The organism is Candidatus Methanoperedens nitratireducens (assembly GCF_000685155.1).
Classification (GTDB): Archaea; Halobacteriota; Methanosarcinia; order Methanosarcinales; family Methanoperedenaceae; genus Methanoperedens; species Methanoperedens nitratireducens.
Genome location: NZ_JMIY01000001.1, coordinates 345327 through 357275, shown reverse-complemented (window position 1 = coordinate 357275; position 11949 = coordinate 345327). Strand labels below are relative to the sequence as shown.

Here is an 11949-nt window from a genome sequence, read left to right as displayed (position 1 = left end):
ATTATGGAAAGTATTTTAGTTATTGAAGATGACCCGAAAATGCGGGATGGGCTTGTCGAAATATTGAAGGATGAAGGTTATCTTGTAGATTCTGCCCAGAATGGTCAACTTGGGCTTGATATGATAAAGAAGAAGGATTATGATGTTATCCTGACCGATCTCATAATGCCAGTTATGGGGGGAATGGAGGTCTTAAGGGAAACAAGACGTATAAGACCCAAAGCTCATGTGATCCTGATAACAGCATTTGCAACCGTTGAAAATGCAGTTGAAGCGATGAAAGCCGGGGCTTCTGAGTACATAACAAAGCCATTTAAGATAGACGAGGTTCAAACAAAGATTCGAAAGGTTCTTGCAGAAGCAGAGTTTGAAAAACATTCTCAAATCATTAATTCCGATGTCATTAAGGCTATCTCAAATCCAATAAGGAAAGACGCGGTAAGACTTCTGAATCAAGCCGGGAAACTTAAGTTCACAGAAATTCAGCGTGGGCTTGGTATCGAGGATGCCACCAAGCTGAGTTTCCATCTCAGGGTACTGAAATCCCATGCAATAATAGAGCAAGATAGTGAGAAAGTGTATATGCTAACACCTCTTGGAAAAAGACTTCTTGAAGCTCTAAAGGCTGCTGAGCTTTGAATTTTTTTTCAAGTAAAAGCTATTGATTGAAATTTATTTCTAAAAAATATTTTATATGTAGCCGTTCAACTCTATCATAATTGGAATCAGGAAAGCTCATGATAGGAACTCAAGAACTGGTACTTATTATGGATAAAACGGAGGCTGTATAATGGTTTCAGAACTAAAAATCAATAGAAGAAGTTTTTTAAAAGTTGCAGGTGCTGTTGGCGCGGCAACCATGGGTTACGCTTCTTTAGGCCAACCGGTCATTAAAGCCCTAGCTCAGGGTGTAGATGCGGCCAGAGAAGAGAAATGGATCTCAAGCGTATGTATTCAATGCCCTGCAGGCTGTGGTACAAAGGTAAGGGTTGTAAATGGCAAGGCTGTAAAAATAGAGGGTAATCCCGAACATCCATACAGCAACGGCAAGCTCTGTCCCAAGGGATATGCAGGGCTTCAGTTGCTTTATGATGTGGACAGGGTGAAATCTCCTCTCAAGAGGACAAATCCAAACAAAGGTCAGAACGAAGACCCGAAATTCGTGCCTGTTACATGGGATGAGGCACTGGATGATATAGCTGATAGATTGAAGAAGATCAGGGATGAGGGAAAGTCCCATACTGTAGCCTACCTGAGCGGCAGAAACCGTGGTAGAGCTGGCACTGTCTGGGGCACATTCACAAAACTATACGGTACTCCCAATAACCTTGGCCATTCATCTATATGCGCAGATGCCAGTAAAAAAGCAAGGCTCTGCCTGGACGGTACTGATGATTACTGTGCCTATGATTGGGAAAATTGTAATTATGTACTGAACTTCGGAGGGGCTACCCTTGAGGCATGGAGACCTACGAATCTAATGCTCCAGAAATGGGCGCATATGAGAAGAGGAAGACCGGTCAGAGCCAAGCAGGTCATAGCGGATACAAGGTTCTCAACGACTGCTATAAAAGCGGATGAGTGGCTTCCAGTAAAACCAGGCACTGACGGTGGACTTGCCCTTGGAATCGCGCATGTCATACTCACAGAGGGACTGTGGGATAGAAGCTTTGTGGGCGACTTCAAGGAGATTGGAAGAAAGTTCATAACTGGAGAAACCGTAGCAAACGAAGACTTTGAAGAGGTCTGGACATCTGGATTGGTGGACTGGTGGAACAATGTGCTAATTAATTTTACACCATCCAGAGCAAGCCAGATCACAGGCATACCTGCTGGAACAATCATCAGGATAGCCAGGGAATTCGCTACAACAAAACCTGCTATCGCAGGTGGAGAGAGGGGAGCAGGCGCACATACTAACGGTGCTTATAACCACATGTCGATCCATGCGTTAAATGCACTCGTAGGAAGCATGTTCGCCTTAGGCGGTGTGATGTACCAGATAGGTGTACCATATGGCAAGCTCCCGATCGATGATACAGAGTACATGGATGATATCGCCAAGAAGGTTGAGAAGGATTTCAAGGAGCATACGCTTGATCGCATCGATAAGGCAAAGAGCGATGAATGGCCAATCGCAAGCAATGTGTATCAGAATATACCAGATAACCATGCGAATGGGAATCCCTATAAGCTGAGCGTTCTGTTCACCTACTATACAAATCCGCTGTTCTCAAATCCCAATCCGCAGAGGGCACACGAGGCTTTCAAGGACGTATTCATAGTTGAGACCTCAAGCTACCTGAGCGAGACAGCGCTGTACGCTGATTATATCCTGCCTGATGCTTATTACCTTGAGAGATGGCAGGACGATACAGTATATGCAAGCACAGGCTACCCGGTGACCGGACTCAGAGTACCTGCTGTTCAGCCTGTATACGATAACAGGAACTCCATGGAAGTCATCATCGATCTTGGTAAGAGAATGGACGGAAAGATGGGAGAATACTACAACGCTCTTGGAAGCTTCGAGAACATGCTCCACAGCATAGCAAAAGGCTTTGAAACAGCCCCCGGAGATAACGGAGTTAACAGCTTTGACTTATGGGCTGAGAAAGGAGCATGGTACAAGAAGCCTTACCTCTACCGCTACTCTAATGGAAAGTTCTATGAATGGGATGGTGTAGGATACAACAAGGAGCTTAAGAAGACTGAGGAGACTGTAAAGGAGACAAAGGACGGCAAGGAAGTTGAAACAAAGGCTATCAAAGATCCTGTTAAGGATAAGTTACTGAAAACAAAGTCAGGTAAGTTTGAATTCAGAAGCTCAAAGCTTGGGGGATTTACAGATAATCAGAAGGAAGTAATTAAGAAGAAACTGAAGATTCCTGATCTCTTTGAATATCCTCATTATGAAGAACCCACATTCGCGGGTAAAGCTGAGGGCTTTCCGCTTCATATGAGTTCTCCTAAGATGATAACCCATGCAGAGGGCAGGGGTGCGAATGCCCAGTGGCTTCAGGAGAGGTTCGGAGTAATAGTAGGAGAGGGGTGGACTAACTGGGTAGAGCTCAATCCTGATAAGGCAGATGAACTTGGGATCAAGAACGGTGATGTGGTATGGGTTGAATCACCTGTAGGAAAAGTGAAGACGATAGCCGTGATAAACCCGGGCAATCCGCCATGGATCGTGGTCTTCCCCTTCGAGCACGGACACTGGAACTATGGCAGGTACGCCAAAGGCTTAGGGGCAAATCCCAACGAGATTCTAGCCAACCTCTCAGATCCGATATCTGCACAGAGCTGTACCAATGCTACGATGGTCAGGGTGTACAGGGCGTGAGGTGATTTTATGGTAAAATATGGAATGGTCATTGATCTGGATAGATGCGTGGGATGCCAGGCATGTGCAGTAGCCTGCAAGGCAGAGAACAGCGTGACATCATCCACGCCTGAGGATTACAAGAAGAGAAGACTGATAGAATGGAACCGTGTTATCACTGTGTTCAAAGGCAAGTATCCTAATGCGAGCGCAAGCATCATGCCCATCTTATGCAATCACTGCGAGAAAGCTCCATGTGTAAAGGTGTGCCCGGTGGATGCCACATATAAGAGAGAGGATGGTCTTGTGCTCCAGAGGTATGAGCGCTGCATAGGATGCAAGTACTGTATGGTGGCATGTCCCTATGGACAGAGGTTCTTCAATTTCTATAAACAGGAAGAGAAGGACTATCATAATTCAGATGTGCCGCCCAGAATAGCAGGCATAGTGGAGAAATGTACCCTGTGCGTACACAGGATAGATAAAGCGAAAGCTGAGGGGAATAAGATAGGTTCGCCTGATGGCGTTATAACCGCCTGTGCCCAGGCATGCCCCGGTAAGGCAAGGATCTTTGGAGACCTTGATGACCCTGAGAGCGAAGTTTCAAAGCTACTTAGCAGCAGGAGGAACTACCAGCTCAGGGCTGATCTGGGTACAGAACCACAGGTATATTATATGGATTAGGAGGTTAAAATATGGAATACGCCAAACAAACTGAATATGTTAAAATTGAAGGAAAATCAATAGGGTATTACGGGCTGATAGCGGCATTTCTGGTAATGGTAGCTATTGGATTATACGAATTCATTAGCGGTATAAGATATGGACATGAGACTTTCGGTACGAATAATTTAGTTCCATGGGGTCTGCCCATAACTGCAGTGATATTTCTCATAGGTGCAAGTGCAGGAGCTCTTATGTTGTCCTCTCTTACCTATGTATTTGGAAAAGAGGAATATAAGCCTGTCTCAAAGATATCCATATTCCTGGCAATCCTCTTATTAATTGGAGCACTGGCGACTATACTGGGTGAACTGGGCCGCCCTGAGAGATTCATGAACCTTATGATCTATGGGCCTCAGAATCTGACCTCGATGTTTGCTATAAATTCATTTTTATATAGTGGATATATCGCTCTGTCGTTAGTATATCTCTGGACCACCTTTAAACCTGATCTGCTGAAAGTGACCAAGATTCTTGGTGCTGCGGCTGCCGCTCTTGCAATATTCGTCCATGCAGGTACAGGTTCTATATTCGGCTTCATAGTAGCAAAAGAACTCTGGTTCTCGCCATTGCTTCCTGTACTTTTCATCGTAGCTGCCCTGACCTCAGGAGTAGCTCTGTTGATACTGATACTGACAACTACATTCAAGCTTACAGGCAGGAGAATGGATGAGAAGCTGGTAGTTGGTCTGGGTAAATATCTAACAGTCTTCCTGCTCATCCAGTTATTCCTTGTGTTTATAGAGAACATGGTGCGAACCTACGGCGGGATCGGAGGCGGAGAGATGACAAAATTCCTGTTCTCAGGGCCATATAGCTTTGTGTTCTGGGGACTCCAGATATTCCTTGGAACCCTGATACCGATAGGTATCCTGTTCGCAAGGAAGAACATGTTCACAGTGCAGTTAGCCTCATTACTTGCTGTGATAGGAGTATTTGCAGAGAGGTTCAGCCTTGTTATACCGGGTCAGTCAGTTCCTGCACAGCAGGTGGTTGGAAGAACCATAATGGGATTCTACGGCGAGCCGGCAGTGTACTCAGTGTCAGGAGCAGAGGTTGCTATAGTCCTTGGAGTAATCGGAGCATTAGGAATTCTCTATATGGTAGGGCTGAGGATGATCAAATTCCTCCCCTCCCGGATTTAATTTTTTATGAATAAAGAGTTTTGCAGGATATTCAGCCTCATATTCCACAGGCCTGACAGAGAATTCACCAGATACCTGAGGAATGGCTTCATAAAGGACATAGAGTTTTTAGATAGTGATGCAATCGCCGGCTTCTCTAATTTCCTGGAGGAGAATAGAGATAAAGACGATGAGGAATTCTATAACCTGATCGCGGTTGAATACACAAGGCTTTTTATTACCGCAATCCCAGGGCTACCCTGTCCTCCCTATGAGTCAATATACAGGGAAGATACTGTAATGGGAAATTCTACTCTGGGAGTGATTGATAGCTATAGCAGGGCAGGATTGAAGGTCATGGAGAACTTCCATGATCTGCCTGACCATATAGCTGTTGAACTTGAATTTCTCTATTACCTTGCGAGCAATGAGAATACAGAAGCCTATGATTCCTTCATACGGGAGCATTTTTCGAAATGGGTTCCAAAATTCTGCGAAGAGGTAGAAAAAAATGATAGAGTCGGCTTCTACAGGAATGCAGCCAGAGTATTAGAAAGGTTGGAATTACTGGATGGGCTCGAAATGAGCGTAAGGCTTATAAGATAAGATTCATAAAAGCTTAATAATTAGATTCAATAGTACCTTCAGGGATATAGGGAGAGAAGGGGGGTGAGTAAGTGAACAGAAGCATAATACTGGTGTTATTACTACTAGCAGCAGCGATCTTAGCTAGTTTACCAAATGCCTTATCAGCCATACCTGTTAGGGTTGTGATTGAGGACTCTGAGTTTGCGGAAGATTATGCTATATCGAGGGAAACAGCTGTAACCCGGGTACAGGATGATAATGTTCTAACCGTAATAAATGGAAATGGCATCTCTACTACAGATATTCTAAGACAAAGAGATTCCCTTGATTACAGATATAATGAAGACGAAATATATAGAAATTATTATAGAAGTAGCCCATCCAGGGTTGAAACAGTGATCGTAACAGAAAATCCTACTCGAATATTAACAGGGACATCGGGAAGATACGCAAGAGTATCAACCGGAACATCGGGAGGATATGCAAGAGTATCAACTGGAACATCGAGAGGATACGCAAGAGTATCAACTGGAACATCGGGAGGATACGCAAGAGTATCAACCGGAATATCGGGAAGATACGCAAGAGTATCAACTGGAATATCGGGAAGATACACAGGAATAGCAACCGGAACATCGGGAAGATACACAGAAACAATAGATGATATATCAGAAACATATACAGGAATAGCAACCGGAACATCGGGAAGATACACAGAAACAATAGACGATATATCAGAAACATACGAAAGAACAGTAACAGAAACATCGGAAAGATACACAGAAACAATAGATGATATATCAGAACTGCGGATCCCGACGATAGTAGTGCCACCCATTTCAACTCTGACGGCGCGGTAGCGCAGGTTCTAACGATAATACCTGCAGAAGTGACGCGACCGAATGACGGCTGGACGCTCCACATCGATGCCAGGCTTTTGGAACTCTACAAATAGTCTGAATCATCAATAAATTTAAATTAGAATGTTACCTATAGGATGTGATGTATCATATTATTTCAATGAGGGATTTTTCACGGGACGAGATTGATCTTATCCTGAATAAGGCAAAGCAGCTTGAGCCTATAGCAAAGGGTAAAAAATCAGATCTTCTCCTGGGTAAAATCCTGGCGACACTTTTCTTTGAACCAAGCACTCGCACCAGGTTATCCTTTGAGACTGCTATGAAGCGACTGGGCGGTGAGGTAATCGACCTTGGAGCACTTGAAGTAAGCTCGGTGGCTAAAGGAGAGACCCTTGCAGATACCATAAGAGTCGTAGCAAACTATGCAGATGCGATAGTTCTGCGGCACCCAAGGGAGGGAGCGGCCCGTATGGCTGCTGAATACTCAAGAGTTCCAATAATCAATGCAGGAGATGGAGCAGGGCATCATCCCACACAGACTCTGCTTGACCTTTATACTATAATGCGAGAGAGCAGCCTATCCGGGCTCAGGATTGCACTCGTGGGCGACCTAAAATACGGCAGGACAGTCCATTCACTTGCTTACGCCCTGTCCCTGTACCATGCCGATATGACCCTTGTCTCGCCAAAACAACTTGAGATGCCTGATGTGATCAAGAAAGATCTGAAAAAGCAGGGCGCAGTCATCAGAGAGACAACGAAACTGGAGGATGTCATGGGTGATATCGATGTATTATACATTACACGGATACAGAAAGAGCGCTTCCCAGACCCGGCAGAGTATCTGAAAGTAGCAGGAAGCTACAGGGTTACAGAAGAACTTATCAAGAAAGCCAGCGACAGTCTTATAATAATGCATCCACTGCCGCGCATGGATGAGATCGCTCCTGCTGTTGATCGGACAAAATACGCACGCTACTTCGAACAGTCGTTCTACGGTGTTCCTGTCAGGATGGCGCTCCTTGTAATGGCAATGGAGACGACATGATAGAAAAAGAGATGCGTGTGCGCAGGATAGAACATGGAACTGTTATCGATCACATTACAGCAGGACAGGCACTCAATGTGCTGCGCATACTCGGGATATCAGGCACAACAAATGCTGTTGTCAGTGTTGCTATGAACGTGCCAAGTGAAGTTATGGGGTCAAAGGATATTGTTAAAGTCGAGGATAGGGAGCTTGAGGAGGAGGAAGTGGATAGGATATCACTCATCGCGCCCAATGCCACAATCAACATCATCCGCGATTTTAAGGTCATCGAGAAGTACCTCGTTGATCTGCCTGAGCGCCTCGAAGGCGTAGTGAAATGCGCCAATCCCAACTGCATCTCAAATACGAATGAGCCTGTTACCTCAAAATTCACTGTAAATAAAAAACCCATTGAGCTTCGGTGCATCTACTGCGATCTTGTGATTTCTGAAGGGATTGCCGAGCATCTGATCTAATCCCGATCTCAAGTTGGCATGGTTTTATTTATACATAATCAAGATAAATACATGGTGAGAATCTGAGATATATAGAGCTTGTTGATTTTTATGAGATGATCTCTGCAACCACAAAGCGACTTGAGATGACGGATCATCTGGTAAACCTTTTTAAAAGTACGCCCGGCGATGTGATAGATAAGGTCGTGTACCTGACGCAGGGCAAACTATACCCGGATTTTGCCGGGATAGAGATAGGCATGGCCGAGAAGATGGCGCTAAGGGCACTTGCCATGGCTTCCGGGCTATCTATGCATGAAGTGAAGCAGGAACTTAATAGAAAAGGAGACATAGGCCTTGCCGCAGAAAACCTGCTAAAGACAAAAAAGCAGACTGCACTTCATAAAAGAGAGCTTCTGGTACAGGATGTTTACTATGCTCTTGACAGGATCGCAGGAACAACAGGAGCTGGAAGCGTTGATATGAAGGTGAGGACTCTCTCAGGGCTGCTCTCAGATGCCGGGCCTGTTGAGGCAAAGTACATTATGCGTACCGTTACTGGCAAGATGAGGCTTGGCATTGCGGATATGACGATACTTGATGCCCTTGCCCGGGCATTTGCCAGTAAAGATGCAAGGAGAGCAATAGAGAGGGCGTACAACCTTACCTCTGATCTTGGGGATGTTGCCAGGGCGCTGAGCAGGGAAGGTATTGAGGGCATAAAGGAATATCATTCAAAGGTAGGGAGACCTGTCAGGATGATGCTTGCCCAGCGCCTTGAGAGGGCAGGCGAGATCGTTGAGAAGCTGGGAAAAGCGATATGTGAGTGGAAATACGACGGTGAAAGAATCCAGATTCACAAGTTCGGGGATGAGGTATCGCTGTTCTCAAGAAGGCTTGAGAATATCACAGGGCAGTATCCCGATGTAGCAGCCCTTGTAAGGCACAATCTAAAGGTAAACGAGGCCATAATAGAGGGGGAGTGCGTTGCGGTTGATCCTGATACCGGCACTATGCTCCCGTTCCAGCAGTTGATGCACAGAAGGCGAAAGTACGGGATAGAAGAGGCAGCTAAGAAATTCCCTGCCCACATGTACCTTTTTGATGCATTACTTGTTGAGGGTGAGGATTTAACCCAGAAGCCACTGATCGAGCGCAGGGTGAGATTGAGAGATATGATAGCAGAGACCAACGGGTTCAGGCTGGTATATTCCCTGATCTCTGATAATGTAGAAGAGATCGAGACTTTTTTTGAGAGCGCAATAGAGAACGGATGTGAAGGGCTTATATTAAAAGATGAGGATTCGATTTACCAGGCAGGTGCAAGGAGCTGGCTCTGGATAAAACTCAAACGCAGCTTTCAGTCAAAGATGATCGAGCCGATAGATGTTGTGATCGTGGGCGCACTTATGGGAAGGGGAAGAAGGTCAGGAAGCTACGGCGCGCTATTAGTCGCGGTCTATGACCACGAGCGGGATGTCTTCCCGACGATAACCAAGCTTGGAAGCGGCTTTACTGATGAGGATCTCAAGAATTTGCCTGAGATCCTTTCACCATACAGGTTGGAGCACAAGCACGCAAGGGTCGAGAGCAAGCTTGAGGCAGATATCTGGTTTGAGCCTGCCCTTGTGATGGAGATGATCGGGGATGAGCTTACTCTAAGTCCTGTTCACCCGTGCGCTTATAATGAGATAAGGGAGAATGCGGGCATAGCTGTGAGATTCCCCAGGTTTACGCACAGGTGGAGGAAGGATAAAGCGCCTGAGGATGCCACTACTGTTGATGAGATCGTGGATATGTATAAGGCACAATTGAAGAAGATAGGGTAGATGTGTTTCTTTATCGTTAATCCACCGAACCAGGGAGCTTCTATTATAGAAAAAAATAGAAAAAAGAGAGAGGCAATTCAGAACTCCTGAATCGCCATAGAATAATCTCAAGCCTGCGATAAAGTTTTCATAACTTCCTCTACCTGGCTTAATGAAAGTACCGGTTTCACCTTGAACCTGACATATGGCATGTACTTCGCTAATGTCAGAGCAATCTCCTGCTCAGTTCCTTCAGCTATGGCATATCCTACGTTACCGCCTACAAATTCTCCCCAGTCCAACAGGCCTTTTTTGAAATCTTCCTTAACCATATCCAGAAGCTTTGCAGAGAGTGTCATTTGCTCTTTAATATTCTCAGGTACCCTCATTGTATCCACTCTCCAAAGTATTAGAAACTTCGCCATCTAACCACCTCACTTTAGATTACAAATAAAAGAACATCATCCGGTGCATTTATAGTTATCGGCTAATGCGCCTATATGAGCATGAAAATTTCAATATTAGCAAAATCTAAATAGCCCATACCTGTAAGTTGAAGCGGTCATGGGTTTGAGGCTACTTAGCCACGTAGCATAAAGCTTATCCGTATATACCTTCTTTAAGTCTATAATGGACTACTCTTGCTTAACTATGCAAATAATTGTAGTTAAGCATTCTGTAGAGAAACTTTTAAGCAGTAAATTAATCTAAACTTTTATAAAGTGGTGCTTATAGCTCTTAATTGTTTTAAATATAAATTAATGAGGTTAATAAGAAAGAGTATTATGCTTTTTCAAAGAGATTATGGAAAGTTTTAGAAATCTGGGTATCAGTGGGCCTTTTTTGAGATCAATAAATGATGAGAAGTTTGAAAGCCCAAGCGAAATACAGGAAAAATCGATTCCTTTAATCCTTGCCGGAAGGGATGTTATTGCCGGGTCTGCAACAGGTTCTGGAAAGACACTTGCATTTGCCTCCGGTATATTACAGAGCTCTGAGCGAGGAGAAGGTATACAGGCTTTAGTCCTGACTCCAACAAGAGAACTGGCAGAGCAGGTCGCAAAGGCTTTAACGAAATTTTCAAAGTACAGACCTCTGGGAATTATTGCGGTCTACGGGGGTGTTGGAATAAATCCGCAAATCCAGGGATTACGGACTGCGGATGTTGTGGTGGGAACACCAGGCAGGATACTTGACCATATCGGAAGAAACACTATTAAATTGGGCAGTGTAAAAACCCTTGTCCTGGATGAAGCAGACCGGATGTTTGATATGGGATTTAAAGAAGATGTAGAGAGAATAATCAAAAAATGTCCTGAAGATCGGCAGACTCTTCTGTTCTCGGCAACGATCTCAAAAGATGTAGTCCGGCTTGCCCAGAGGCACATGAAAAAACCGCTTCAGGTTTCAGTTGAGTCTTACGTTGACCCGAAAAAACTGGTTCAGACTTATTATGATGTTGGCGAGGATTTAAAATTTTCTTTACTGGTGCACCTGCTGAAGCATGAGAACTCAGGGCTTGTTATGGTTTTCTGCAATACCAAAAGAAATACAGACAAGGTTGCAAAAAACTTAAGATTCTCGGGTATCGATGCCCTTGCTATTCATGGCGGATTAACCCAGGGCAAGCGGAACAATGTTATGGGGTTGTTCCATTCCGGGGATTCCTGTGTCCTTGTATGCACGGATGTGGCTGCAAGGGGGCTTGATATCCAGGGTGTTTCTCATGTTTACAATTACGATATTCCCAGGGAGAGCAAGCAGTATATCCACAGGATCGGAAGGACTGCAAGAGCAGGAGCAGAAGGAAAGGCGATAAATATACTTTCCAGCAAGGATTATGATAATTTCTCAAATGTGTTGAAAGAAAATGATGTGGTGATTGAGGAAGAGATAATGCCCGTTCTGGAGAAGGCTGCAATGAGAAAGCCGGAAAGAAGAATGAATAAGCCCATTGTTAGAAGAGGGCAGCAGCATAACAGGCACAGGCATCGTTAGAGGTTGTATTGGGTTTATTAGCTCCATACATCTTCCCC

Annotated in this window: 11 protein-coding genes; 10 read left to right on the top strand and 1 reads right to left on the bottom strand. The window is 44.7% G+C overall.

All coding sequences use genetic code 11. The features are described from left to right. Positions 1-3: 3 nt before the first annotated feature. The 9 genes from ANME2D_RS01870 (at position 4) to ANME2D_RS01830 (ending at position 9934) form a co-directional block, all read left to right on the top strand. Positions 4-639: a response regulator gene (locus ANME2D_RS01870; protein ID WP_048088679.1), complete on the top strand. Its 636-nt coding sequence runs from the start codon at positions 4-6 to the stop codon at positions 637-639. 151 nt (positions 640-790) lie between these two features. Further along, the gene (locus ANME2D_RS01865; RefSeq protein ID WP_048088677.1) at positions 791-3343 is read left to right on the top strand and encodes a molybdopterin-dependent oxidoreductase; all 2553 of its coding nucleotides are present in this window, start codon (positions 791-793) and stop codon (positions 3341-3343) included. A gap of 9 nt (positions 3344-3352) precedes the next feature. Then, positions 3353-4006 carry a sulfate reduction electron transfer complex DsrMKJOP subunit DsrO gene (gene dsrO / locus ANME2D_RS01860; RefSeq protein ID WP_048088675.1) on the top strand — a complete coding sequence of 218 codons (654 nt, stop codon included), beginning with the start codon at positions 3353-3355 and terminating at the stop codon, positions 4004-4006. Positions 4007-4017: 11 nt separating this feature from the next. Further along, a complete protein-coding gene (gene nrfD, locus ANME2D_RS01855) occupies positions 4018-5190 on the top strand; it encodes an NrfD/PsrC family molybdoenzyme membrane anchor subunit (protein ID WP_048088673.1) in 1173 nt (390 codons plus the stop codon). Positions 5191-5196: 6 nt separating this feature from the next. Then, positions 5197-5775, top strand: coding sequence for a TorD/DmsD family molecular chaperone (locus ANME2D_RS01850; RefSeq protein WP_052368510.1), 579 nt, complete (start codon positions 5197-5199; stop codon positions 5773-5775). 71 nt (positions 5776-5846) lie between these two features. Beyond that, entirely contained in the window at positions 5847-6617 is a 771-nt protein-coding gene (locus tag ANME2D_RS01845; protein ID WP_048088671.1) for a hypothetical protein, read from the top strand. Positions 6618-6759: 142 nt separating this feature from the next. Then, on the top strand, positions 6760-7668 hold the full coding sequence (gene pyrB, locus ANME2D_RS01840) for an aspartate carbamoyltransferase (protein WP_048088669.1): 909 nt from the start codon (positions 6760-6762) through the stop codon (positions 7666-7668). Further along, the gene (pyrI, locus tag ANME2D_RS01835; RefSeq protein WP_048088667.1) at positions 7665-8126 is read left to right on the top strand and encodes an aspartate carbamoyltransferase regulatory subunit; all 462 of its coding nucleotides are present in this window, start codon (positions 7665-7667) and stop codon (positions 8124-8126) included. Before pyrB ends, pyrI begins: the two co-directional genes overlap by 4 nt. 47 nt (positions 8127-8173) lie before the next feature. Next, positions 8174-9934: an ATP-dependent DNA ligase gene (locus ANME2D_RS01830; RefSeq protein ID WP_320408796.1), complete on the top strand. Its 1761-nt coding sequence runs from the start codon at positions 8174-8176 to the stop codon at positions 9932-9934. A 107-nt stretch (positions 9935-10041) separates the two neighbouring features. Here the strand turns inward: ANME2D_RS01830 and ANME2D_RS01825 are convergent, their stop codons facing one another. Beyond that, positions 10042-10338: a hypothetical protein gene (locus ANME2D_RS01825; protein WP_048088663.1), complete on the bottom strand. Its 297-nt coding sequence runs from the start codon at positions 10336-10338 to the stop codon at positions 10042-10044. 418 nt (positions 10339-10756) lie between these two features. On the opposite strand from ANME2D_RS01825, the gene ANME2D_RS01820 reads away from it, so the two are divergent. Further along, complete coding sequence (locus ANME2D_RS01820; RefSeq protein WP_052368547.1) at positions 10757-11911, top strand: DEAD/DEAH box helicase; 1155 nt, start codon at positions 10757-10759, stop codon at positions 11909-11911. Positions 11912-11949 lie beyond the last annotated feature (38 nt).